The 24,298-nt window shown below is 60.1% G+C and carries 19 protein-coding genes; 9 read left to right on the plus strand and 10 right to left on the minus strand.

Translation table 11 applies throughout. The features are described 5' to 3' along the window. Positions 1-95: 95 nt before the first annotated feature. Complete coding sequence (locus tag CFR78_RS11300; protein WP_110581132.1) at positions 96-2,141, minus strand: ATP-binding protein; 2,046 nt, start codon at positions 2,139-2,141, stop codon at positions 96-98. 386 nt (positions 2,142-2,527) lie between these two features. Here CFR78_RS11300 and CFR78_RS11305 point away from each other — a divergent pair, with 386 nt between their 5' ends. Beyond that, on the plus strand, positions 2,528-3,568 hold the full coding sequence (locus CFR78_RS11305) for a MucR family transcriptional regulator (protein WP_110581133.1): 1,041 nt from the start codon (positions 2,528-2,530) through the stop codon (positions 3,566-3,568). Between the two features lie 209 nt (positions 3,569-3,777). Continuing rightward, positions 3,778-4,596: a mechanosensitive ion channel family protein gene (locus CFR78_RS11310; RefSeq protein WP_172459685.1), complete on the plus strand. Its 819-nt coding sequence runs from the start codon at positions 3,778-3,780 to the stop codon at positions 4,594-4,596. Between the two features lie 28 nt (positions 4,597-4,624). Here CFR78_RS11310 and CFR78_RS11315 read toward each other — a convergent pair whose 3' ends face one another. The 4 genes from CFR78_RS11315 to CFR78_RS11330 form a co-directional block, all read right to left on the minus strand. Beyond that, positions 4,625-5,278: an SOS response-associated peptidase gene (locus CFR78_RS11315; RefSeq protein WP_110581134.1), complete on the minus strand. Its 654-nt coding sequence runs from the start codon at positions 5,276-5,278 to the stop codon at positions 4,625-4,627. 251 nt (positions 5,279-5,529) lie between these two features. Next, positions 5,530-5,970 carry an SRPBCC family protein gene (locus CFR78_RS11320; protein ID WP_110581179.1) on the minus strand — a complete coding sequence of 147 codons (441 nt, stop codon included), beginning with the start codon at positions 5,968-5,970 and terminating at the stop codon, positions 5,530-5,532. Positions 5,971-5,999: 29 nt separating this feature from the next. Further along, positions 6,000-6,761, minus strand: a complete 762-nt coding sequence (locus tag CFR78_RS11325; RefSeq protein ID WP_007398711.1) for an SDR family NAD(P)-dependent oxidoreductase — start codon at positions 6,759-6,761, stop codon at positions 6,000-6,002. Between the two features lie 159 nt (positions 6,762-6,920). After that, positions 6,921-7,562 carry a TetR/AcrR family transcriptional regulator gene (locus tag CFR78_RS11330; RefSeq protein ID WP_110581135.1) on the minus strand — a complete coding sequence of 214 codons (642 nt, stop codon included), beginning with the start codon at positions 7,560-7,562 and terminating at the stop codon, positions 6,921-6,923. Positions 7,563-7,777: 215 nt separating this feature from the next. On the opposite strand from CFR78_RS11330, the gene CFR78_RS11335 reads away from it, so the two are divergent. Then, positions 7,778-8,989 (plus strand): MFS transporter, encoded by a 1,212-nt coding sequence (locus CFR78_RS11335; protein ID WP_110581180.1) that lies wholly within the window; start codon positions 7,778-7,780, stop codon positions 8,987-8,989. Between the two features lie 94 nt (positions 8,990-9,083). Here CFR78_RS11335 and CFR78_RS11340 read toward each other — a convergent pair whose 3' ends face one another. Together CFR78_RS11340 and CFR78_RS11345 are read right to left on the minus strand one after the other, a co-directional pair. Then, positions 9,084-12,230: a molybdopterin cofactor-binding domain-containing protein gene (locus CFR78_RS11340; protein ID WP_110581136.1), complete on the minus strand. Its 3,147-nt coding sequence runs from the start codon at positions 12,228-12,230 to the stop codon at positions 9,084-9,086. Continuing rightward, positions 12,227-12,868: a helix-turn-helix transcriptional regulator gene (locus CFR78_RS11345; RefSeq protein ID WP_007398715.1), complete on the minus strand. Its 642-nt coding sequence runs from the start codon at positions 12,866-12,868 to the stop codon at positions 12,227-12,229. The genes CFR78_RS11340 and CFR78_RS11345 overlap by 4 nt, the downstream gene beginning before the upstream one ends. Positions 12,869-13,046: 178 nt before the next feature. Here CFR78_RS11345 and CFR78_RS11350 point away from each other — a divergent pair, with 178 nt between their 5' ends. Then, positions 13,047-14,363 carry a uracil-xanthine permease family protein gene (locus CFR78_RS11350; RefSeq protein ID WP_181417523.1) on the plus strand — a complete coding sequence of 439 codons (1,317 nt, stop codon included), beginning with the start codon at positions 13,047-13,049 and terminating at the stop codon, positions 14,361-14,363. Between the two features lie 163 nt (positions 14,364-14,526). Continuing rightward, entirely contained in the window at positions 14,527-14,886 is a 360-nt protein-coding gene (locus tag CFR78_RS11355; protein WP_007398717.1) for a (2Fe-2S)-binding protein, read from the plus strand. Positions 14,887-14,924: 38 nt separating this feature from the next. Here CFR78_RS11355 and CFR78_RS11360 read toward each other — a convergent pair whose 3' ends face one another. The 3 genes from CFR78_RS11360 to rpiB form a co-directional block, all read right to left on the minus strand. Further along, positions 14,925-15,854: a DMT family transporter gene (locus tag CFR78_RS11360; RefSeq protein WP_110581139.1), complete on the minus strand. Its 930-nt coding sequence runs from the start codon at positions 15,852-15,854 to the stop codon at positions 14,925-14,927. 278 nt (positions 15,855-16,132) lie between these two features. After that, positions 16,133-16,993 (minus strand): sugar-binding transcriptional regulator, encoded by an 861-nt coding sequence (locus tag CFR78_RS11365; protein WP_007398720.1) that lies wholly within the window; start codon positions 16,991-16,993, stop codon positions 16,133-16,135. Positions 16,994-17,189: 196 nt separating this feature from the next. Continuing rightward, complete coding sequence (rpiB, locus tag CFR78_RS11370) at positions 17,190-17,642, minus strand: ribose 5-phosphate isomerase B (RefSeq protein WP_007398722.1); 453 nt, start codon at positions 17,640-17,642, stop codon at positions 17,190-17,192. 334 nt (positions 17,643-17,976) lie between these two features. On the opposite strand from rpiB, the gene dhaL reads away from it, so the two are divergent. From dhaL to tkt, 4 genes are all read left to right on the plus strand, one after another. Then, on the plus strand, positions 17,977-19,749 hold the full coding sequence (gene dhaL, locus CFR78_RS11375) for a dihydroxyacetone kinase subunit DhaL (RefSeq protein ID WP_181417524.1): 1,773 nt from the start codon (positions 17,977-17,979) through the stop codon (positions 19,747-19,749). 147 nt (positions 19,750-19,896) lie between these two features. Continuing rightward, positions 19,897-21,246, plus strand: a complete 1,350-nt coding sequence (locus CFR78_RS11380) for an MFS transporter (RefSeq protein ID WP_258366070.1) — start codon at positions 19,897-19,899, stop codon at positions 21,244-21,246. Positions 21,247-21,280: 34 nt separating this feature from the next. Then, the gene (locus CFR78_RS11385; RefSeq protein WP_110581141.1) at positions 21,281-22,036 is read left to right on the plus strand and encodes a GolD/DthD family dehydrogenase; all 756 of its coding nucleotides are present in this window, start codon (positions 21,281-21,283) and stop codon (positions 22,034-22,036) included. Positions 22,037-22,170: 134 nt separating this feature from the next. Continuing rightward, on the plus strand, positions 22,171-24,273 hold the full coding sequence (gene tkt / locus CFR78_RS11390; RefSeq protein ID WP_110581142.1) for a transketolase: 2,103 nt from the start codon (positions 22,171-22,173) through the stop codon (positions 24,271-24,273). Positions 24,274-24,298: the final 25 nt, after the last annotated feature.

A 24,298-nucleotide genomic window follows, 5' to 3' on the forward strand; every position in this document is an offset into this window, starting at 1 on the left:
ATCAACCGGCTCCACGAACTGTTGCCATGGAACTGGAAACCCGTGAATACACTGCACAGACAGGCCGCATAATCAAGGCGGCCCAGAGCGGCCGGTTACGATACATTCCGCGTGGATGTCGGGATATCCATGCATCTGAAAAACTCCCGCGCAAGCGTGGACTTGCCGGTACCTGAAGGGCCAACCAGCAGGATGGGCCGGGGACGGATGAACTTTCCAAACCTGGCCCGCGTATCATAGGTCCTGCGCATTTCCCGGATGGCATGACGGGCATGGGGAAATTTCCGTTCCAGCGCGCTGGTATCGACGACCGCCGGAATCTTCAGGGGCAGGGGAGCACACAGATTCTCCAGACTGGAGGGGGCACCGGAATTGCGCGCATGCCTTTTCAGCTTGGCATCGGGAATGCCATCCCTGAATACGACAACTTCATGGGCAAAAACAGTATCGTTCCTGCTCACGTCCGGTCCTGCATTCCCCGTTGCGATATCCGTCCCGTCATCATCCGTAACCGGATTGTCACACACACACCCAGTGCCAGAGAGCATGTCGTCATCACCATCCTCTTCACATGCACCGAACGGCGCCGGCAGATCATCGTCATCAGTCAGCATGATCATCTCCGCATTCATATGTCCGTTGGAATCGCCCTTTTTTCCGGATATGACATCGATGACGAGGGACATGGATTGACGGTCAAGCAATTCCCTGCCGTCCCTGTCCTGCATGATTTCCTCTGCACACTGGTAGAAGGGAGAAAATTTCCGTCTGACTGACGTTTCCCGTTTACGTTCATCCGAACCCGACAGGAACCTGCTTATATTGTCATACAGTTCTTTCGCTTTATTGACACATAATGACCGGGCGCCGTCATCCATGAACCTGTCGTACAGGATATTTGAATAATCATCATAACTGCCGCCATTGATCGATATTAGCCGTGCTGTTACATCGCACAGTACCATGGAGAAGGCCGCGGGCGGGATATCCTCTTCCTGAATTACAATATACTGGAAAATATCAGGAGAGTTGATATACAGCATCTCCTGCACTGTTTTTTTGATGATATTTTTATATGTAAAATTGGAATCCCCCGCAATCACACTGGACGTACCAAGCGCAATGTCCTCAAATTCCTTGACCTTCCTGAAGAATACCCGGATAAACGATAGATATTGCTGCTTTCTGGCATAGTCCGGCAATCCGTCAACAGGCATGCGCCCGCCAGTAATGAATGACATATAGACATCCTGCGCACGCCCATGATCCCGGCCATAGCAGGTATAGAATACCAGCATGCAAATCTTTTCATAAACGTGGTGCCTGACAGCCTGCAGGTATTCGTCGGGTCCGATCTTTTTCTGTTCGGGGACGGGAATGCTACGGAACATGGCAAGGGCAAAGCGTTCCATCAACATGACCCAGTCCATGTAATTGACCTTATATGGATCCGGACGCAACACGAGGGACACGGTCTGTCGCATGTCATCAAGGCATGAAAGCCTGTCTTCCGTGGCCCGTCCCGTATTATAATCAAGCAGGGCCGCCATGATATGGCACAGGATGCTGTTGTTCTTCTCATACAGGCACAGATATGGCGTCTCGTTGCCATCCTGGAACCAGTCATTGTTCCAGAGCAGGTACATGGCAGCATCCGCTTCATGCCATACCCGGCTTTCATTCAGTTTTCTGAGTATCCCGCACACCAGGAACGAGACATCGATGTCGGTATTTGTTTCCTGCCCGACATAATTGTCCTGGAATTCGTGCCGGACAATCTTATGCGTCCTGCGATGTTCCCTTACGATGCGTCCGACATGATCATGAATGGCAAGATTGAATTTATCCAGTTCGGCGCCATGCAGGTTGAACAGGGCGGCCCGCTCGTTCTTCCCGGAATCCTGGAAAACCCCGTATGCCTTGCGGCCAAGGACGCCAATGGCAACCCGCATGTCGTCCTGCGTCATCTTCCGCCGGAACATACGTTCAAACCTACCTTCATGTTCCTTGATCATTCCTGAAAAATACGTGATATTTTCAGATGAATCCTGATGATTTTCATGATCAAGATTGTGCCTGACAATCCTGTCGCTGCTAAAAACATGATTGAAAAAGAAAGCTTCTTGGGAATCAAATGCCATTTTATCCAATCCTTTGATTGACACCATAGAGGAACAAAAACTGCATTATGATTCTGAAATCACCCGGACGGTGCGCGCCTGATATTCATGAAGCTTATATGTACAAAATACTTCATATTGTCAAGGTCACAGTCATGTATCTGGCTGATATGTTTCAGTCCTAAAACCTATCAATCCATTAAACCGCACTGAAATCAGGGGATTACCTATTCATCCGGAACCAGATCAGGATATTTCCTTATCCATCATGATGAAAAAAAAGATAAAATTCATGAACTTTTAATATATTGTAGGAAAACCATTTACTTTGATAAATATTTTATTAAATATGATCATTCAGACAATGCGCGGCTCCGCAACCATCATGCAGACGAACAGGGTGCGACATGGACGAAACAAAACTGATTGAAATCACGGGGGATATCATTCGTGAATATATCAAGATCAATCAGGTGGCCCCACATGAACTGCCGGGGCTGATCCAGTCGGTCAGGGCATCCCTGTGCGGGCCGATGACCATGCCGCCACGTACCGACATGCCGCCCGCCGCGCAGGTGCCCCCTCCGGCTGCCGGACAGGGAAGGGTGGAAGCCACTACGGTCACGGAACCCGGGCCTGTTCCCGCAGTGCCGGTTGAACGCTCGGTATTCCCTGAATACATCGTGTGCCTGGAAGATGGCAGGCACATGCGCGTCCTCAAGCGTTACATCCAGCGGATGTTCGGCATGACGGAAGATGACTACCGCAAGAAATGGAACCTGCCGGAAGATTATCCGATGGTTGCGCCTGCGTACAGCCTCCATCGCCGGTTCATTGCAAAGATGAAGGGGCTGGGCAAAGGCTATCGAAAAGCAGGCACGCCCGCGGAACAGAAGGCACAGAAAGAACGGGAGCATGCCTACAGGCAGCGGTTCCTGAAAATGGATGGTTCTGGTGAAATCGATTACGAGCGCTGGGAAAGGGAAGAACTGGGAAAGGATGGCAGCATTCTTGAACGGATGAAGTACCGCGCCCATTCGCCGGAATACCTGGATGCAAGGGACGAGGAGCGGGAACAGGCCGAACAGGAATCCCTTGCGACACCTGCCGACCTGTTCGCGCAGGAACAGATGCTGAATGACCCCGCATATCTTGCCTTCATGGAAGAAAAAGGGCTGGAGCCGCGCGATTATTACGAGAACTATGACGAACTGAATGAAATGCTGGAATATGATGTCATCACGGTAAAGGAATTTGAAAACCGCCTGCAGCCAAAAGCCGAATTCCTGACACAGGCCATCCCTGAAGATGTTGCCCGGCCCGCTGCCCGGACTGCGGATGCAGCGCCTGTACCGGCAGCACCCACCAGCACTTCCGCCCGCAGGGCGTCCATCAGCAAGCGCATGGCAAAAAAGACCGGGAACCGGAGCCGTTCGTTATCGGACTGAACGACGCCTGATGATGCATGGACAGGCTCCATTGACTGAATCCGGCATGGAGATGCCGGAGGGCGGCATCCCGCACCGAAGGTGCCAGATCGCCCCTGAATTTATCTTGTAAGGCCATGCGGTGGTGACAAAGCATAAAACACCTTACGATATGATGCGAAGTAGATGGCATATGCCACCGCGCAGTCCATCAGGAAGACACAGCAGGGATTCTCATGGAAAAGCAGATTCACTCAATTCTGGAACAGGTGAACGGAGTACTTCCCCTTATACTGGGATATGCAGGCCAGTTCTTGCTGGCCCTGATCGTTCTTTTTGTAGGCTGGAAACTGGTCAATGCCGTAACGCGGGCCATGGGCCGGATGATGGAGGCCAGCCATATAGAGCCAACCCTGCGCGGATTCCTGCTGAGTGTGGTCGGACTGTTCCTCAAGGCGCTGCTGCTGATCAGCGTGGCCTCCATGGTCGGCATCGCGACAACGTCGTTCGTGGCGGTCCTGGGCGCTGCGGGCCTGGCGGTCGGCATGGCGTTGCAGGGCAGTCTGGCCAACTTTGCCGGCGGCGTGCTGATCCTGCTGTTCCGCCCGTTCAAGGTAGGGGATACCATTACCGCAGGCGGCAGTTCGGGAACCGTGACATCGATCGAGATGTTCCGCACCGTACTGCTGGATGCCAATAACGAGATCATTTACGTCCCTAATGGAACATTATCGAACAATATCGTGATCAACAGTTCGGAGTCAGACCGGCTTGCCGGCTCGGTCAGCCTGCTGATCGATTACAACGATGATCTGGACAGGGCACGCGCACTGCTGCTTGACCTTACGAAAGATGACGCACTGGTACTCAAGGACCCTGCGGCGTCCGTTTCCTTCCTGCCAAGGCCCGCCAATATTCAGGTTACGCTGGGATTCTGGTGCGCGCCCGGCAATGTGTCCGCGCTGGTTGCGAAATATTCCGAATCTTCAATCAAGGTGCTCCAGAAGGAAGGCTATCGTCTCGGGGTCACGGCACGGAGCGCCGCCTGACGGGAACCAGGCACCGGATAAGGGTGGATCAGGTCTGTCCTTTCCCCTGCCTGTCATCCATACGCACCAGGGCACGATCCGGCAGCGGGCGTTGCAGTTGCAGCGCCGCATCCGGGGGCGCCTGCATCCACAGATCCAGTTCCTCCGGCCGGGTCAGGATGACCGGCATGGCCTGCGGATGGATGGTCCCGACTTCCCGGTTGGCCGTTGTGGTCAGGAAGCCGAACAGGTCATCCGTCGTCTCTCCATCCGCCAGCTTCCGCACGGATGTCCACCGGCACCAGATGCCGGCAAAAAAGGCCAGCGGTTCTCCGTCCTTGCGGGCAAACCAGACGGGCCGGGATTTTCCATCGGGCAGACGTTCCGGTTCGGAAAAGGCCGTGAGGGGCACCAGGCAGCGATGCGCCACGCCTTCCCAGCGTGCCCACCATGCTGAGGCGGGATTGCGGATATTGGTAACACCCCGATCCACCCTGTGCCCCTTCAGATAGCCCGGCGGGGTCGGCATGCCCCAGCGTGCCATGACCAGTTCCCGCCCATCCGGTGCATTCCGCACGATGGGCGCCATGGTATTGGGCCAGATATCGGACAGGGGCGCGAGATTGCCGGTACGGTCAATCATGACCCCGGCGGCCTCCCTGATCTCCTGCTGGCTGCTGGTCATCGCATAGAGGTTGCACATGCCGCCTTCCTTTCACAGGTCCAGATATGGGGCCGGGGCCGGGCATAATCCAGCAGACGGCATCACGCCGCCTGGCGCCTTTCCGCTACCTCGCCGCAACCCGGACGGGGACCACAATATGGCGGACAGGAGCACCGTGCCGCTGGCTGCCTTGCAAGCGGCACGCCGCTCTGTCAAGAACACGGGCACACTGCCCGTTGCATGACGGTTCATGCTCCATGCCGGAGGGCAGGGCTCCGGACCTGATACGATCATTCGCCACGAAGCCTTTCTGCCAGACAGTCGAATGCCGGCTGGTAGATCAGGGCCGGCATGCGCGTCCGCATTGCCAGGGCGTGCTCCGGCTCGGCCTCGAAGCGTCCCTGCCAGCGGATGAACGTCCGATTGCCATCCGTCACGGGAAACAGCCTGATGGCCGAACGGTAATTCCAGATTGGCAGGCGTGATTCAATGATCGAAAATGCCACCGTATAATCCGTATCGGACAGGGCAAGAAGCTGTTCGCGGATCAGGCCGGCATCGTCCATCTCAAGGCATCGGATGGCACCGACCCGATCCCCTGGATCATCACCTTCGATCCGGCAGCTTTTTACCCCTGGCAGCCACTTTCCGATGGACCCGAAATCCCGGATGAAGGCCCACACGGATGCAACCGGCACATCAAGAATGCTGCTGGCCATGACATCCATCATCGTATTTTCCCCATCGCCGCAGGAATTGATCAAAGCGACTGGCCGCCAGTCACCTCGATCCGCTGACCATTCACCCAGTGCATGTTTTCGGACAGAAGTGCCGCAACGGCAGCGCCAATATCATCCGGCAACCCGACCCGCCCAAGCGGCGTGATCTCTGCCAGGCTTGTGTTGACCGCAACGTTATCGCGCACCAGCCCGCCGCCAAAATCAGACGCAACGGCGCCGGGCGCCACGGCATTGACGGTAATACGCCGTTCGCCCAGTTCCTTGGCCATATAGAGTGAAATCACTTCGGTCGCCCCTTTCATGGCTGAATAGGGACCATGATCAGGCAGGTAAAAACGTGTCGCCGCCGAGGTGACATTGAGAATATGCCCCCCATCACAGATCAGTGGCAGCAGGGCCACGGTCAGCAGATACGGCCCCTTGAAATGTATGGTGTACTGGTTGTCGAGTTGTTCGGGGGTTGCCGCATCAAAACGGGTGTGAATGATGTTCCCTGCATTCTGCACAACATATTTCAGGACGGACCCGGCAGGCCCGTCATCCAGAAGCATGCCGACCTGCGCCGTAAAGTCTGCAAACGAGGCATGGTCTGAAATATCCAGTTGCAGCATGCGCAGTTTTGCCCGGCCGGTGCCAAGCGCAGCCTCGGCGGCCTTCGCCTCGGCGGCATTGGCATGATATGTGCCGATCACATCAACGCCCGCCGCAATCAGGTATTTTGCGATACTGTAACCGATCCCGCGATTGGCGCCGGTAACAAGGGCTGCGTATTTCTGGTTCATGGCCGGTTTCCCCTGCGGGCGTTTGTCAGAAACAGGCAGGCGGGATACGCCGGCCAGATTTAAAGAACGTTCGATACATAAATAGGCCCGCGCAATCCGTCAATGAATTACAGACCGATCGATACATATAACCTGACAGGACTGCCGCCGCTACCGGTGTCAGGACAGCCTGTCAGCCGCGGAAAACAGCCCCGGCTTCACCGCAAGGCCGTCCCACACCTGCATGAGCGTCGTAACGGCTGCATCCAATGTCGCCGCCCCGTCACCATCCCTGGCCTCACAGGCCATTCCATGCAGAAAGGCCGTGAACAGGACAGGCAGGGTTTCGGTAGTGGGCAACGCAGCCAGTTCCCCACATGCCACGGCCCGCTCCACACAGGCCCTGATGCCCCTGCGGCTGCGCTCGCGCTCCGTAGCCAGAAGGGCCTGCACGGACAGGTTTTCAGGCGCGCAGTTGCACCCACCCAGCACAATCAGGCAGCCGGGGGGATGTGAACGGTCTGTCTGCATGCGGGCGGAGCGTCGCAATGTCTGTTCGATGGCATCGCGCGGGGCAAGCGTTTCATCCCATAGCGGCGCCGTGACCTGACCATAGGTTTCCAGATAACGCTGCACGACTTCGCGGAACAAGGCTTCCTTGGACCCGAACGCGGCATAGAAGCTGGCAGGGGAGATGTTCCCCATGCGGGCCTTGAGCTGGTTCAGCGATGTCGGCTCATAACCCTGCGCCCAGAACAGCGTCAGCGCGGCATCCAGCGCCTTGTCCCGATCAAACTCTCGGGGTCGTCCTGTCCGGGCCATATATGTGTCTCCGTCCATGTGGGGAAGCTTCCATACTAATCAGTCCGGAAGTGGATTGCCAGCATGACGCGCTGAAACCGCCCTTAATGGTCCACGCCACCACGATGGGGCGCAACCTTGATAAACAGGCCCCGTACCGTTCGGTCCGGAAATATGTTGCCGTATGTTCCGCATCCATATATCTGTACTGGTCGATCCATTTATGTGAGTTTCAGATGACCGAAAGCCCATGCCCGCCGTCAGACGACCGCCTGCCGGTTGCCGGCCTTCTGGCGCTTGCGATGACAGGTTTCCTGTGCATCATGACGGAAACGCTGCCGGCCGGCCTTCTGCCGGAAATCAGCGCGGGGCTGCATGTGCCTGCCGCCTATGCGGGACAGATGGTAACCGCCTATGCCGTAGGCTCCCTCAGTGCCGCCATCCCGCTGACACTGGCCACCCAGCGGTGGCGGCGGCGTGCCGTGCTGCTTCTGGCGATCACCGGCTTTCTGGCCTTCAATTCCGTCACGGCGCTTTCACCAGACTACTGGCTGACACTCGCGGCCCGTTACTGCGCGGGGGCGGCGGCCGGTCTGGCCTGGGCATTGCTGGCGGGATATGCGCGGCGGATGGTAACACCTGCGCAGCAGGGGCGTGCACTGGCCATTGCCATGGTGGGTACGCCCATTGCGCTCTCGCTTGGGGTGCCGGCCGCTACCTGGCTGGGGGCCACGGTGGGATGGCGGCTGGCCTTTGGCGTGATGTCAGCCTTTACCGTTGTGCTGGTTGGCTGGGTGCTGGCTGCGGTTCCCGATTTTCCGGGAACGGTCCTTACACGGCGCGTGCCATTGCGCCATGTTCTGGCAACACCGGGGGTTCAGCCCGTTCTGGGTGTCGTCATAGCCTGGATGCTCGCGCACAATATTCTCTATACATATATCGTCCCATTCCTTGCGCCATCGGGGCTGACCGGACAGGCGGATCGCGTGCTGCTGGTTTTTGGCGTCGCCGCACTGGGGGGCATCGGGCTGACCGGCCGGCTGGTGGACCATGCGCTGCGCCGTTCCGTACTGCTCAGTCTGGCCGTCTTTGCGGCGGTCTGCGGCGTTTTCACAATCGGTGCGGCATATCCTGCCGTTATCTGGGCAGGGGTAACCGTGTGGGGCCTGACATTCGGGGGGGCTGCCACGCTGCTGCAGACGGCCCTGGCGGATGCGGCAGGAGAGGGGGCCGATGCGGCACTTTCAATGAATGTGGTGGCCTGGAACAGCGCCATCGCCGGCGGCGGTTTTCTGGGTGGGATACTGCTGGATACGGGCGGTGCCGCGGCGTTCCCCTGGGCCATGCTGGTCATCCTGGCAGGTGGCTTCACCATGGCATGGCAGGCCCGCGCGCATGGATTTCGCGCGGGTCATCGCCTGCATCATGGACATACGGAAGCCCGGTAAGTTTACACGCGGCAGTCCCACCGGAGCATCCGTGTCATCCCCGCCGGGCAGGAACTGGGTATGCCCACGGCACTCCTGCAAAAAACAGGCCCGTTTAGTTCAGATCACGGGGGGCGGTGCCGCAGGCATTAAGCAGGACTTCCGGCCGGAAGGGGGCGTGTTCCGGCCAGATGCCGCAGGCATCGGCAACCGCATTGGCAAGGGCAGGGGCAAGGGAGGACATGCCGACCTCGCCAATCCCACGCGAGCGGGCAGGATCGTCAGGGGACAGTTTTTCAAACGCGAAGATCCGGACACGCCCGGGTATATCGCGGATGGTCGGCAGCATATAGCTGTCAAAATTCTGCGTCATGACATGACCGGAAACAAAGGGCGTATTTTCCATCAGGCTGAAGCCGGTGGCCTGAAGAAGTGCCCCCTCCATCTGCCCCATATAACCGGGTGGGCTGAGAACCGGCCCCGCCGCGGAATGAAGTTCGGTATCCGTGACACGGACCTGGCCATCGGCAAGGGATATCTCGACACGGGCGACGACTGCCCCGCCACAGAAGAGGAAACGGGCATTGTCCCGGCTCCATGATGCTGATGGAATGGCGGTATCGAAGGTCGCTTCGGGCAGGGAATCCCGGCATGCTGCGGCAAGCTCCGCCAGCGAGAGCACGGGCGCGCTGTTGCCGGTCGTGTTGTAAATACCCCCGCGCCCGACACGAAGCGTATCGGGGGGCAGATTGAGCGCGGATGCCGCGGCAGAAACCAGGAGGCCATGGAAAGTCCCGGCAGCCCCTTCCAGCCCCAGAACGGCGGCAATGGAGCCACGGGAAGCGGATGTGGAGCCGGCATCCAGCCCGATGGCGGTATCGCCGGCGCGGGGGACGACATCTTCCGGTGCGCAGCCAAGGGCTTCGGCCGTGACAGAACACAGCACGGCGACAATGCCCTGTCCCATTTCAACCAGGTCGGCCGCAGCTTCGATCTTCCCCTCTGGCGTAAGCCGCAGACGCGCCGCAGCGGGGTCGGGTAGAAGCGAGCCCAGACCATTGCCCTGATAGATCAGGGCCATGCCGACACCTGCCGTAACCCCGCATTCGGGCTGATGGCCACGTGGTGTCGCCCACAGGGGGCTGGCGGATGCCGCCCTGAGCATTTCGGCAACGTTTTCCGACGGGGCAACCACATGGCCGAAAGCACCCGGATCCCCCGGCTGACGCAGGTTGCGCGCACGGATCGTGACAGGATCAAGCCCCAGTTTCGCCGCCAGCCGGTCAATCTGGGATTCGAGGGCAAAGTTGATCTGGTTGGCGCCAAAACCGCGAAAGGCACCGGTTGTGCCGTTATTGGTATAGGCAAGGCGCCCATCCGCGCGCAGGTTGGGAATGCGGTAAGGGCCGCCCGCATGCTCGATGGCCGTATCAAGCACGGCCGGGGAAAGGGAGGCATAGGCACCACTATCCGCGACCAGACTGACATCATGGGCAATGATATGACCTGCGGCATCACATCCCGTCCGCATGCGAATGACGAAGGGCGCGCTCTTCTGGCCAGCCATGACGGACTCCCGGCGCTCCAGGCGGATGCTGACCGGAAGGCCGGATTTTATTGCCAGAAGACATAGCACAGGCTGGACCGTCAGGTCATCCTTGCCGCCAAAGGAACCACCGGTAGGACCGGAAAAGACGCGGATGCGCGCAGGATCTCGGTCAAGGATACGCGCAAGCTGCAACCGGTCGCGCAGGCCGTATTGTGAACCGACGTGAACTTCCAGTTCTCCGTCCGCTCGCTGTCTGGCCCATCCGCCCTCTGTTTCCATATAGGCATGCATCTGGCGGGGTGTGGTATACTCGGCCTCGACAATCGCGGCGCAGCGGGTCCAGACCGGGTCCGGATCACCATGGGCAAGGGTCGCGCGGGCACATAGGTTTCCGTTTGCATGAAGAGGAAGGGCCTGTGGCGTCAGGGCGTATTGCGGGTCGGTAACGGCAGGCAGTTCTTCCAGTACGACATGGATCTTTTCCAGCGCGGCCTCGGCCTGTGCCGGGGTATCCGCAGCGACGGCGGCAATGGCCTCGCCCACATGGCGGATCCTGTCATGCGCAAGGGCCGGTTGATCCTGCATGACAATGCCATAGGCGTTTTCGCCCCTGATATCGCGGGCAGTCACGACGGCGTGGACGCCGGGCATTGCCTCGGCTTCGGAAATATCAACAGAAACAATGCGGGCATGGGGAATGGTTGCGCGCAGGATACGACCGGACAGCATGGGCGTGCCGTCATCGGTGTACCGACGATCGGTGTGATAATGCAGGTCCCCCCGAATTTTCGCAGGCATGTCCGGGCGTTGATGGCGCGGGTCAGCACTGGCGCCACGCATCAGTTCCCTTTCCTCGGGAAGGGGAAAAAGCGTCGACGGAATATGCCTGGCTACATCCGCGTGGAAGGGAAGCGCACGGCTCCCGCCAAGGATGGTGGCAAGGGTATTGGCTGCAACGCAGGCCCGCCACGCCGATGAGCGTTTCAGGTCACCGACGGTACGGATTTCACGAAACACCTGCTGGCGGAAATGCCGCCAGTTGACCGTGCCCGTTTTCTGTTGCGCAAGCCATGCTTCGCTATGCGGCAGCCGTGCGGCTGGCGTGGCCCCCCCGCCAACGGCTAGCCGGGGATTTTTGAAAACGCGGCCGGAGCCGCGTTCCACGCAGGCGGATACCGTAATGGCGGAAGGTGAAAAAGCCTGACGCAGCCCTGTTTTCCTGAATCCGCCGGAAGCAGTTCTGGCATGCGGCGGCAGGACAATCCCCACGATGATCCCGAAAGGCGCAGCAAGCCAGCGCGCGAGCGGCAGGCTGTGGCTGCCATCTCCGTCCCGGATCAGGACACTGGCATCCAGGACAAGGAGCGCAGGAAGGACGCACCCGGTTTTTCCCCCCACCTGTCCGCCAATTGTCGCAAGGCGACGGATGGAGGGAGCCGCGACGCCCGCCGCGGCTTCACGCAGGATATCTGGCAGGATGGTGGCATTTTCTATGGTGGCCAGAGATACGCCAGCGCCAATCCACCGTTCCGATACCGTTCTGAACACGGCCTCCGTTATCCGGGAAAGATCAATAAGGATTTCGGGGCGGGGAAGGCCCGAAGCCCGCTCGACCTCAAGTGCGGTTCCCCCTGCCAGCAGGCGGGCCCCCGGCCGGGTCATGGCTCCGGCGGCTTCAGGGAGGGAGGTGGGGCGCAGTACGACGGGCTTCATGCCGGGCCTGCCGTCCCGGCCCGGTCTTCGGGCACGGTGATACGGTAGACGCAACGGCGGTCACCACAGATGATATGCTCGGTGCGCCTTATGGTCGCAGCGCCAAGAACGGACTGAAAGACACCCAGTTCCGCCGCGCAGATATCCACGCAGCTTCCCGCCGCGGCACAGATGGGACAGTGGTTTTCAATCAGGTCGAATGATCCGTCCCGATTGCGATGCCAGTCAGCCATATAGCCTTCCTGACTGCGCAGTTCGGCAAGGCGGCCGATACGGACGGCGGGTGTCGTCGCTTCGGCAAGCGCGTTGGTGTAGCGCTGCCTGTCTTCGGCTTCACGCAGGGCGATAAGACGCGAGAGCGCATTTTCACCAAATGTCTGCCTGATGGCATGGACCATGCGCATGCTGAAATCGGCATGGGTATCGGGAAAACGGGCGTGGGCCAGCGGGGTAAGGGACCAGATATGCCGGGGACGCCCGGGATGCGACGTGGCCCGCGCTTCCAGCGCGACCAGACCGTCTGCGGCCAGACGGTTGAGCTGCCGGCGCGCGTTTTCGGCGGACGTGCCAAGAAGACGGCCCAGTTCAGCGGTGGAACGGGCGCCCTGATGTTTCAGCAGGGAGAGAAGCGGGTGCATTCCGGGTCGACCTTGGTGGCGTATTATTCCTGATGCCGCGCATGGGGCATGCATCCTTGACATATCTTCGTTTTGATAATTAAACAACATCGGTATTGGAATATTATTCCGGCTGATGGTTTCGGTATCTCTTCTGAAATGGCAAGCGGAATCCCGGTCATCGAGGGAGATGTGGCGGATGCGTGACGGAGCGACGGGAGTGGCGTCTTCTGTATGGGTATGCGGGATTGATGATGTGCCATCGCCGCTCCGTCTGTTCATCTACGCGCTCCAGCATGTAATGGTGCTGTATGCCGGGGCGGTTGCCGTTCCCCTGATTCTTGCGACGGCACTGCATTTTTCCGCGGCGGACACATCGATACTGGTCTGTGCCAGTCTGGCGACGTCGGGGGTCGCAACCCTGATACAGGTGCTGGGGCTGCCCCATGTCGGCTCCCGCCTGCCGGCCATTCAGGCAACATCTTTCGTATGCCTGCCGCCCCTGCTGACCATCAGTCAGAATTACGGCCTTCCGGCAGCATTCGGTGCGGCAATCGCTGCCGGCCTGATTACCCTTGTGGCAGCGCCCGTGGCCGGATGGGCGCTGCGTGCGTTCACACCGATCGTAATCAGCATGGTGGTGTTGTCGATCGGCCTTTCACTGATCCCGGTATCCGTGAACTGGAGCATTGCCGGCGGAGACGGGATGGGAACCGGGTCATCCACCGCCGTTGCGGTCGGCACCGCTGCCCTGATCCTGCTCTTTCAGCGTTTCCTACCGGGATACCTGCGTTCGGCAGCGATACTGGCCGGGATTGCTGTCATGACCCTTCTGCTGGGCCTGTCGGGACATGCTGACTGGACACCGCTGTACCACGCCGCATGGGTGGGGTGGATCCAGCCATTCCATTTCGGATTGCCGCGTTTCCATCTGGCGCCGGTTCTGGTCATGGTGCTGACGATGTCGGTCACCCTTGTCGAGACGACGGGAAACTGCCTGATCCTGACAAAAGCGCTGGATCTTCCCAATTCGCACGGGCGGCTTGTCAATGCCTTCAGGGCGGATGGGCTGTCGACGATGATCGGCGGCATATTCTGCGGGGCGCCCTATACAACATTTTCACAGAATACCGGACTGATCCTGCTATCCGGTGTGGCCAGCCGATTTGTCGTGGCGGCCGCGGGCGTGCTGCTGATCGTGCTGGGGGCCTGCCCGAAGCTGGGTGCGCTGATCTCCTGTGTGCCGTTGCCGGTTCTGGGGGGCGCTTCATTTTTCATGTTCGGGATGATCAGCGTCGCAGGAATCCAGCAGATCCAGACGGTTGATCTGCGGCGGGACGGGAATGCGATTACGTTGGCAGTCGGGCTGGGCGTCAGTCTCCTGCCCGTAATCCGGCCGGATCTGTTTGCGACGCTGCCCCCGTCGGTGCAGCTTTTTGCAACAAACGGGACAGTCCTGTGCGGCGTGACATGCCTGATTGTACAGTCCGTGTTCCGGGGCGGAGACAGGATATGAAGCCGGTCGACACAATCCCGGGGGCACGATGACAATCCGGGTAAACGGTGTTCCCGTGCCAGACGCGCGTGATCCGGACATGTCACTTGTGGATTTTCTACGTGAACAGTGCAACGCCATGTCATGCCGTCCCGCCTGCAGGGTCGGACGATGCGGGGGCTGCATGGTCGTACTGAATGGAGAAGCGGTGAACGCCTGCCTGATCCGCATGTGGCGCCTTGAAGGCAGACATGCGGAGATCGTGACGCTGGAGGGGATCAGCCATTACCCGGAAGGCCGGATACTTCAGGAAGAGATGATTACACATACCGCGTTTCAGTGCGGATATTGCGCGCCCGGATTTATGATGGCGGTATTACCGTTTCTTCTCGGTGACAATCCCCAGATCAGTGATATTCCCCATGTGCTGACGGGAAATATCTGTCGGTGCACCGGATACCGCTCCATTGTCCATGCGGTGGAACGGACGGTATTCCGCCTGGAAAAATCCAGAATGGCCGATGGCGGCAGAAATGAAAATTGATAAAACGGGCTGCAGGCCCGCCACAGGCTTATTGCGCCCTAGGCGAGCGGATATGGACCACATGCCGACTGGACAACTCTCTGCCGCCTTATGGCCGCGATCCTGGCCGCAACACGGGGACAGGCCCATTTGAACAGGCCCGACGCGATAATTACCGCAATACCCGCAAAGGTCCATTCATCCAGCGGTTCGTGGAAGACATAGAAACTGAAGGCCACGGCCCACAGCATCTGGCTGTACTGCGGCAGGGCAATCGCGCTGGCCGTAACCCGGGTCGCGGCCATCATCATAAGCAGCTGTCCCAGCGCGGCAAGGAAACCATAGCCGAACAGGAACATCCAGACTGTGGCCCCCTGCGGCCAGCCTGCATGGGCCACCATCAGGATGCCGTTACCCACCAGCGGACCACACAGGCTGGAACTGAACATGGACAGGCGCGGTGTGTTGCGCCCCGACATCCGGTAGGCAATGACCCCCACGGCATTGGCAACCGCCGAGATCAGCGCACACAGATGCCCGAAATGGAGCGCGCGCAGGCCGGGCCGCAGCACGATCAGCACGCCGATAAAACCCACGATGACCGACAGCCACCCCAGCGTGGAAACCTTTTCACGCAGCAGCACGACCGACAGGATGGTCACGAACAGCGGCATGAGGAAAATGAGCGAAAAGGCCTCCGGCATGGGCAGGAGCATGAAGGCCTCGACACTTGCCGCCGTGGCGGCAAAGGTCGCGGCCGCCCGCACCAGCCACATGACGGGCTGCCGGATCACGAACAGGTCACGGTAGGATTCGTTCTTCCCCCGGATGAAGGGAATGAGCAGCAGGCCGAAGACACCGCCGGAAAACGCCACCTCAAACGGGTCGATCTGTCCCGCCAGCAGCTTGGAATAGGCGTCACTGATCGAAAACGAGGCGTATGCCGCAAATGCCAGCATCATGCCCGCCGAAAGACCGGTATTCTTCATCCGCTACTGCTCACGAAAAAATTGTTCAGGCGCAGATATGGATGCCGGGGTGGAAAGACCAGCGCTTGTCGGTAAATCCAGTCATGCGTTTTTAGCGCCGGATTTTATATGACGCGCCCGTTTTTTTCGGGTAGCAGATTGCGCCCGAAAATCAGGGCCTGCCCCTGTAACGGGTGGTAGATCGTAAAGAGGTTTTTGGTGAAGCTTTTGATCGGAAAAGCTTCGAAAGATGCTGCCCTGTTCAAAAGGCGGCACCCAAAAGCCTTTCTTTCATTTACCTATGCCGTGGCATCCAGTTCAAGGATAGTGCGGGCATTGGCTTCGGTGGTAGCCAGCGTGGTAATGGTGCCGGTGCGCAGGGCGGCCAGGATGGCGACGATTTTCGTGCTTTCCGATGCAATGGCGATGACATTGGGAATACGCCGCAACTCATCCAGCGAAAGCCCGATGACACGGCCCTGCATGGGCACGTCGGCCGCCTTGCCCGCGATGGTGATGAAGTCATAGCCCATCATGTCGCCAATCGCGCCCGCCAGTTTCGAGGCCGCGACCTCGGCTGGCGAAAACCAGCCCATGCGCACCATGTTGCTGTCCTCGTTGACATCGCCAATGCCGATCAGGGCGATATCGGCCCGACGTGCCCGGTTGAGCGTATGCTGCACCACATCATTGGCCATGAGCGCGCGACGCATCTGCGCATCGGCCACAAGGGCGGGGGCATAAAGCGTCTCGCTCTCGCCACCAAAGCGCGCGGCCAGGCGACGGCAGATATGATCCGAACTCATATGCTCGCCCGCACGCATCGACCCGCCGATGGCCGAGACAAAGGTAATGGTCCGGGTCACGGGCGCGCCGATATGGCTGGCGATGGCCGCGATGTTGCGGCCCATGCCCACGGCGATGATCATCTCGTCCTGAAGGATGCTGTCAAGATGCATGGCAACGATGGCCGCCACGCTGTCACGCTGGGCATCCTGATCGCGCTGGTCCACCGCCGTCAGCAGCCGGGCAATGCCAAAGCGGTGCTGGAACTCTTTTTCCAGTGCGGCGGCAGCGGCGGGGCGGGCGCGTACCCGGATATCGACGATCCCTTCCTCCCGCGCACGCTTGAGCAGCTTGCTGATGGTGGGACGCGACATGGAAAACCGCCTGGACAGTTCTTCCTGTGTGACCTGTTCAAGGTAATAGAGGGCCGCGATCTCCGTTACCTGATCCAGTGTGACTTCCGTGCGCCCGCCGGCTTTGGCATCGGGCGCGGGGTGCCCGGCATCGCGCGATCCCGCGCGCTGCCGGGGGCGTTCGGACGATGCCGTGCGGGGTGCTTTGCGAGGCGTGTCAGACAGGGAGGCGCTCCTCGTAATAGGCGATACGACTGATCTTTTCAGCCGATGGACCACCGGAAAACTGCGATGACAGGTACGCTTTCACAATCGTTTTTGCAAGTTCGGGACCGATCACGCGCGACCCGAGTGTAATGATCTGGGCGTTGTTGCTCTTCATCGCCCGCTCGGCGGAATAGGTGTCGTGTGTCTGGGCCGCGCGGATGCCATGGACCTTGTTGGCGCTGATGGCAACGCCGATTCCCGTCCCGCACAGCAGGATGCCGCGTTCGTGTTTTCCGGCCTTGATGGCTTCGGCCACGGTCACGGCAATATCGGGATAGAGTACCGGCGCGCCGTCATAGGTGCCGTAATCGGTCACGGTGTGGCCTTCCGCCTCCAGGAAGTCACGGATTGTTTCCTTCAGGGTGAATGCTGCTTCATCGCAGCCAATGGCGATGTCCATCATGTCTATCCTTTTATGCCGTTAGCCGGGAGCGGAAGCCGCCCGGGGAGGGTCCTGCCGTCAGGTCTTTTTATTGTGCGCTGCACAAACGATAACTGGTCAGAACAAAAGACAATTATAATAACCTTTGTAAACCGGATATATCTGCCATTATCACGTTATAGTGATGTGAAAGCGCCGGAAATATGTGCGTTAAGGGGATCAGAGCATATGTGAGATGCTGCTGTTCTACGATTCCGCGTAAACAGGTGTTCCGGACAAGTTACAAAAGTTCCGGAAGCTGGACTAAAAACAACAAGGCGGCCCAATGTCGCACGAGGAAAGACGGGAAAATTCCATGAATACCATCGACATTCACCTGCGCGCCGCGCGCCCGCTGGACCGTATCTTCAACGATCCCGACCAGATCGTCGAAGATGGAATCCGTGGCTACCTGCTGGCGCATCCCGATATCCTGACGGGCACGAAAAACCCGCGGGTCCTGCGCCGTGCGCATAAAGGTGCCACACGCAAGGTTGGCGTGATTACCGGCGGCGGCTCCGGCCACGAACCGGCGTTCCTGGGATATGTGGGCAAGGGCATGCTGGATGCGGTCGCCGTGGGGGAGATTTTTTCCTCCCCCACGGCGGCCAGCTTCCTTGACGCCATGCGTGAAGCGGATAACGGCGCGGGGGTCGCCTGCCTGTTCGGCAATTACGCGGGCGATACCATGAATGTCCGCCTGGCCGTGGATGATGCAACGCGTGAGGGGATCGCCGTGGGCACGGTGGTCGCCAATGACGACGTGGCCTCCGCCCCGAAGGATGACGCGGCCCGCAGGCGGGGCGTCGCGGGGGAGATCCTGATGTGGAAGGCCGCCGGCGCCCGGGCAGAGGAAGGGGCTTCGCTGGAAGAGGTGCTGGCTACCGCCCGCAAGGCGATCGACAATACGCGCTCGATCGGCGTCGGCCTTTCCCCGTGCACCATTGTCGCCAATGGCCACCCCAATTTCATGATCGAGGCCGGGACGATGGAAGTCGGCATCGGCCATCATGGGGAACCGGGGGTGGCGATCAGCAGGCTGGGATCATCGCGTGACATCGCGCGGATGATGTGTGACCACATCCTGCCCGACCTGCCATTCGGGGCGGGGGATGAGGTAACGGTGCTGGTGTCCGGCCTTGGCGCCACGCCGGTCATCGAACTTTACGTGCTGTTTGCCGATATTGCCGACATCATGCATGAACGCGGCATCACCATCCGCCACAACTTCGTCGGCAACCTGTTCACCTCGCTGGACATGAAGGGGGTGACGCTGACGGTGATGAAGCTGGATGCGGAACTGGACCGGCTGATGTCCCACCCGGCCCATGCCATCGGCCTGACGCGGGTGGGCAGTGCCCCCGAAAGCCCGGTCACGGCGGCCCCGGCGGCCACGGCGCATGACCAGGGCATACACGGGGCACTGGCTGAGACCGAACGCTACATCCCGACATCGGGTATCGCGCTTGAAAACACGCGCGCGGTCGTGCCCGCCCTGGTCAGCGCGATTGTCGGCGCGCGCGACTGGCTGAGTGAGATTGACGGCAAGATCGGTGACGGCGACCACGGCATCAACATGGCCAAGGGCTTTGCCCGCTGCGGGCAGGCGCTGGGCGATGCGCCACCCACGATGGAAGGCGGGCTGCGCGCACTTTCGGACTCGCTCATGGCTGGCATTGGCGGCTCGATGGGGCCGCTGTACGGGCGTTTTTTCGAAGGGCTGGCAAAGCCGCTGGCAGGCGTGAGCCACATCGACGCCCACCTGTTCGGCCTGATGCTGGACGGGGCGGAAGCGGGCATCCGTTCGCTGGGCAATGCCGATGTGGGTGACAAGACACTGATGGACACGCTCGTGCCCGCCGTCAGGGCCTATCACGCGGCGGAAGGGCAGGGACTGAAGGCAGCACTTGCCGCCATGTCGGTGGCGGCCGAGCAGGGGCGCGATTCAACCCGCGACCTTGTGGCACGCATCGGCAGGGCCAGCAGGCTGGGTGAACGCTCACGCGGCGTACTGGATGCGGGGGCCACATCATGCTGCCTGATCCTGCAGACCATGGCGGCCAGCCTGTCCGCCATTGCCGAAGCCTGAATGCCCGTACGGGCGTAATCATTACCTCCCCATGGCTGCACCCTGCGGCCATGGGGCACCATCCCCGCACCAAAATAACAAGAATAACATCTTCTGCGGAACGTGCGCGCCCAGGCTGCGCCATCCGCGATGCTGGAGGGTAAGATAATGGCCCAGACAGTCCTGCTTGACCCCACGCGGGTCGGCGATGAAATCCCGCATGAGGAAAGACCGCGCTCCGCCCTGGGCCGGTTTCTTTCCCGCATCGGCATACCGCCGGCACTGGCCTGGGGGTTTGCCGGGGTCCTGATCTTCATGACGGGGGACGGGGTAGAGAGTGGCTATCTCTCGCCCTACCTTGTCAGCATGGGGTTTACCGAACATGATGTGGCCCTGCTGTTTACCATCTACGGGCTGAGTGCCGCGATTGCGGCATGGCTGTCCGGCGCGCTGTCCGACCTGTGGGGTGCCAGACGGGTCATGCTGACCGGGCTTGCGATCTGGGGGCTGCTGCAGGTCGGCTTCCTGCTTGTGGCACTGCCCGCACGCTCCCTGCCGCTCATGCTGCTGTTCTACGGCATAAGGGGATTTGGTTATCCGCTTTTTGCGTTCGGCTTTCTTGTCTGGGTGGTGACAACGGTCAATCCGGGCAGGCTGGGGTCCGCCGTGGGGTGGTTCTGGTTCTGCTTTACCGGCGGCATGCCCACGCTGGGGTCAGTATTTGCCGGTTACACCATTCCCCATATCGGCCCGATCGCAACATTGTGGCTGGCACTTGGCCTTGTCATGCTGGGTGGCGCCATGGCGCTGGGGGGCATCCGTGAAAAACATGGCAATGTCCATGCCGCCACTGCCGACAAGCATCCGTTGAAAACCCTGTTCGCATCGCTGTCGATTGCGTGGGAACGGCCCAAGGTTGGTCTTGGCTGTATTGTCCGCGCCATTGATACCTCGGCTGAATTCGGTTTTCTGGTCTGCCTGCCGCTGTATTTCATGCACGACCTGCATTTCAGCCTGGGGCAGTGGCTGCTGGTATTGCAGGCCATCTTCATCTCCAACGTGATCTGGAATCTTCTGTTCGGCATACTGAGCGACTGGCTGAGCTGGCGCGGCACGGTCATGCTGGGCGGCGGCGTGGGGTCGGCCATCAGCACGCTGCTACTGTACTGGTGCCCCACCCATTTCGGGCCGGAACACATGCTGCCCACACTTTTTGCAGGCGCGCTGTATGGCATGACGCTGGCCGCCTACGTGCCGCTTTCGGCCCTGATGCCCTATCTGGCACCTGACGACAAACCGGCCGCGATGTCGCTGCTCAACCTTGGCGCCGGGGCCAGTGTATGGATCGGGCCGGCTATTGTTTACCTCTTTGAACCACGCTTTGGCATCTTCGGTGTCATGATCACCTATGCGGGCATCTACCTGCTTAGTGCCTGCCTTGCGTGGTTCCTGACCCTGGACCCGGCGTTGCAGGCGGAACTGGACCGTTCCCGGCGCGCCGTGGCCAGAAGTAAATAAACCCACAAATAAAAACATAGACGGAAATAATAAAATGAAACCGTTCAGTGAACTCCTCAGCCTTGCGGGTCGTACTGCCGTCGTGACCGGCGACGCATCGGGCATTGGCCTGGCAATTGCCCAGCGGCTTGCAGGGCAGGGGGCCGTGGTGTGCTTGGTGGACCGCAATGAGAAGGTGGCCGAGATCGCGGCCAGCCTGGGCAGCCAGCATTGCGGCGTGCATACGGATGTCACGGATGAGGCTGCGATCGCCACCGCGTGCAGCACCATCCTGTCCCAGCTTGGGCATGTCGATATTCTGGTCAACAATGCGGGGATTGCCCTGATTGCCTCAGCCGCTGAACTTGAAACGTCGGCGTGGGACCTGACCATGGCGATCAACCTGCGCGCGCCCTTCCTGTTTGCGCGCGCGCTTGGCCCGGCCATGTGTAAAAAGGGTTTCGGGCGGATCGTGAACATTGCCTCACAGGCAGCACTTGTGGCTCTGGACAAGCATGCCGCCTATGGCGCCAGCAAGGCCGGTATTCTGGGCCTGACCAAGGTGCTGGCGTTTGAATGGGGGCCATCGGGGGTGACGGTCAACGCCATTTCCCCAACGGTAGTCGAGACGGAACTGGGCAAGCAGGTCTGGTCCGGGCCGGTGGGCGATGCCTTCCGCGCGCAGGTGCCAACCGGCCGCTTTGCCCAGCCTGACGAGATCGCCTGCGCCGTCGCCTATCTGGTCAGCAATGCCGCTGCCATGGTCAATGGCGAAAATCTGGTGGTGGATGGCGGCTATACGATCCGCTGAACAGTAAAAAAGTTTTTGGTGAAGCTTTTTTCAAAAAGCTTCGAAGCACGCCGCCTTTTTGAAAAAAGGCGGCACCCAAAAACTTTTTATTCTTTTTCTCAACATAATTTAAAGACGCAGGAACACCACAAGACATGCGCCACACAATCCCCGCTGCCCCCGATGGGGGCGGCCACGCCAGCGCCAGTATCGACCAGCTCTGCATCAACACCATCCGCACCCTGTCCATGGATGGCGTGCAGAAGGCGAATTCCGGTCATCCCGGCACCGCGATGGCGCTCGCACCCTGTGCCTATGCCCTGTGGCGCAATGTCATGAATTACGATCCGGCCAACCCGCTCTGGCCCAACCGGGACCGGTTCGTGCTGTCCATCGGGCATGCGTCGATGCTGCTTTATTCGCTCATCTATCTGGCGGGCGTGCGCGATGTGCGGGCAGGCAGGGTGACGGATGCGCCAGCGCTGACGCTGGGTGATCTGGAGCAGTTCCGCCAGCTTGGCTCCAGAACACCGGGCCACCCGGAATACCGCCACACCACGGGCGTGGAAACCACAACCGGGCCGCTGGGGCAGGGATGCGGCAATTCGGTGGGCATGGCGATGGCCGAGAAATGGCTGGCAGCGCGCTACAACCGCCCCGGCTTCGACCTGTTCGATTACCACATCTACACGCTGTGCGGTGATGGCGACATGATGGAAGGCGTGGCCAGCGAGGCCGCGTCCGTCGCGGGTCATCTCAAGCTGGGTAACCTGACATGGATCTATGACAGCAACCGCATTTCCATCGAAGGCTCGACCGATATCGCCTTTACCGAGAACGTGCGCAGGCGTTTCGAGGGTTATGGCTGGCACGTGCTGGAACTGATGGATGCCAACGATACGGGCAACTTTGAACGCCTGCTGGCGGATGCGAAGGCCGAAACCACGCGGCCCACGCTGATCATCGCCCATTCCATCATCGGCTGGGGCGCGCCGCACAAGGCTGGCACGGCAGCGGCCCATGGTGAGCCGCTGGGTGCGGAAGAAATACGCGAAACCAAGAAATTCTACGGCTGGCCGGAAGACAGAAGCTTCTACGTGTCCGATGGCGTACTGGCGCATTTCCAATCCGGGCTGGGCGCGCGCGGGGCTGCGGCCAGCGCGCGGTGGCAGGCGCTGTTTAGGGCCTACCTTCAGGCCCATCCCGACCTTGGGGCGGAAGTCACGGCCATCATAAACGGCACGCTGCCGGTCGGGTGGGATCGTGGCATCCCGACCTTTGATGCGGATGCGAAGGGTGTTGCCTCCCGCGCCAGTTCGGGCAGGGTGCTCAATGCGGTCGCGCAGCATTATCCATGGATGATCGGCGGCTCGGCCGACCTGTCGCCATCGACCAAAACCCACCTGACATTTGATGGTGCGGGCGATTTCCAGCCCCTGCAATGGGGTGGTACCTATGGTGGGCGCAACGTGCATTTTGGCGTGCGCGAACATGCCATGGGGTCGATCTGCAACGGGATCGCACTGGCGGGCATCCGTCCGTTCTGCTCCGGCTTCCTGATCTTTTCCGATTACATGAAGCCGCCAATCCGCATGTCGGCGCTGATGAACCTGCCGGTCGTGTATATTTTTACCCATGATTCCATCAGTGTGGGCGAGGATGGCCCCACCCATCAGCCCATCGAGCAGTTGGCCCAGCTCCGCGCCACCCCCGGCGTGACCCTGATCCGCCCCGCCGATGCGAACGAAGTGGCGGAAGCCTGGCGGGTGATCATCCCCATGACCGACCGCCCCGCCGTGCTGGTGCTCAGCCGCCAGAACCTGCCAACACTGGACCGCGGCGTTTACGCCCCCGCCACGGGGCTGGCGAAAGGGGCCTATATCCTGGCCGAATGTGGCGGAAAGCCAGACCTGATCCTGATGGCGACGGGCAGCGAGGTCTCCCTTGTGGTGGCTGCGTATGAAATCCTGAAAAAGGAGGGCATCAGGGTGCGTGTCGTCTCCATGCCGTCATGGGACCTGTTCGAGGCTCAGCCCGAAGCCTACCGCAACAGCGTGCTGCCGCCCGATGTCACCGCCCGTGTGGCGGTGGAGCAGGCATCCGGCATGGGGTGGGCGCAATATATCGGCCTGACGGGCGAAGCGGTGGTGATGCATGGCTTTGGCGCCTCCGCCCCGGCGGAAGCGTTGCAGGAAAAATTCGGTTTTACCGTGGACGCCGTCCTTGCCGCGGCCCGGCGGCAGATCGCGCGCGCCTGACCCTATGAAGAGCCGGAAATACAGA

The organism is Komagataeibacter rhaeticus (assembly GCF_003207855.1).
GTDB classification, from domain to species: Bacteria; Pseudomonadota; Alphaproteobacteria; order Acetobacterales; family Acetobacteraceae; genus Komagataeibacter; species Komagataeibacter rhaeticus.

Coding starts and splice junctions, on each gene's coding strand:
- CFR78_RS11325 (WP_007398711.1), bottom strand. CDS start 6,761: ATGAACCAGAAATACGCAGCCCTTGTTACCGGCGCCAATCGCGGGATC.
- CFR78_RS11330 (WP_110581135.1), bottom strand. CDS start 7,562: ATGGCCCGGACAGGACGACCCCGAGAGTTTGATCGGGACAAGGCGCTG.
- rpiB (WP_007398722.1), bottom strand. CDS start 17,642: ATGATGGACATCGCCATTGGCTGCGATGAAGCAGCATTCACCCTGAAG.
- CFR78_RS11365 (WP_007398720.1), bottom strand. CDS start 16,993: ATGTCGCGTCCCACCATCAGCAAGCTGCTCAAGCGTGCGCGGGAGGAA.
- CFR78_RS11335 (WP_110581180.1), top strand. CDS start 7,778: ATGACCGAAAGCCCATGCCCGCCGTCAGACGACCGCCTGCCGGTTGCC.
- CFR78_RS11385 (WP_110581141.1), top strand. CDS start 21,281: ATGAAACCGTTCAGTGAACTCCTCAGCCTTGCGGGTCGTACTGCCGTC.
- CFR78_RS11315 (WP_110581134.1), bottom strand. CDS start 5,278: ATGTGCAACCTCTATGCGATGACCAGCAGCCAGCAGGAGATCAGGGAG.
- tkt (WP_110581142.1), top strand. CDS start 22,171: ATGCGCCACACAATCCCCGCTGCCCCCGATGGGGGCGGCCACGCCAGC.
- CFR78_RS11380 (WP_258366070.1), top strand. CDS start 19,897: ATGGCCCAGACAGTCCTGCTTGACCCCACGCGGGTCGGCGATGAAATC.
- CFR78_RS11350 (WP_181417523.1), top strand. CDS start 13,047: ATGCGTGACGGAGCGACGGGAGTGGCGTCTTCTGTATGGGTATGCGGG.
- CFR78_RS11300 (WP_110581132.1), bottom strand. CDS start 2,141: ATGGCATTTGATTCCCAAGAAGCTTTCTTTTTCAATCATGTTTTTAGC.
- CFR78_RS11320 (WP_110581179.1), bottom strand. CDS start 5,970: ATGATGGATGTCATGGCCAGCAGCATTCTTGATGTGCCGGTTGCATCC.
- CFR78_RS11355 (WP_007398717.1), top strand. CDS start 14,527: ATGGTCGTACTGAATGGAGAAGCGGTGAACGCCTGCCTGATCCGCATG.
- CFR78_RS11340 (WP_110581136.1), bottom strand. CDS start 12,230: ATGAAGCCCGTCGTACTGCGCCCCACCTCCCTCCCTGAAGCCGCCGGA.
- dhaL (WP_181417524.1), top strand. CDS start 17,977: ATGAATACCATCGACATTCACCTGCGCGCCGCGCGCCCGCTGGACCGT.
- CFR78_RS11360 (WP_110581139.1), bottom strand. CDS start 15,854: ATGAAGAATACCGGTCTTTCGGCGGGCATGATGCTGGCATTTGCGGCA.
- CFR78_RS11305 (WP_110581133.1), top strand. CDS start 2,528: ATGGACGAAACAAAACTGATTGAAATCACGGGGGATATCATTCGTGAA.
- CFR78_RS11345 (WP_007398715.1), bottom strand. CDS start 12,868: ATGCACCCGCTTCTCTCCCTGCTGAAACATCAGGGCGCCCGTTCCACC.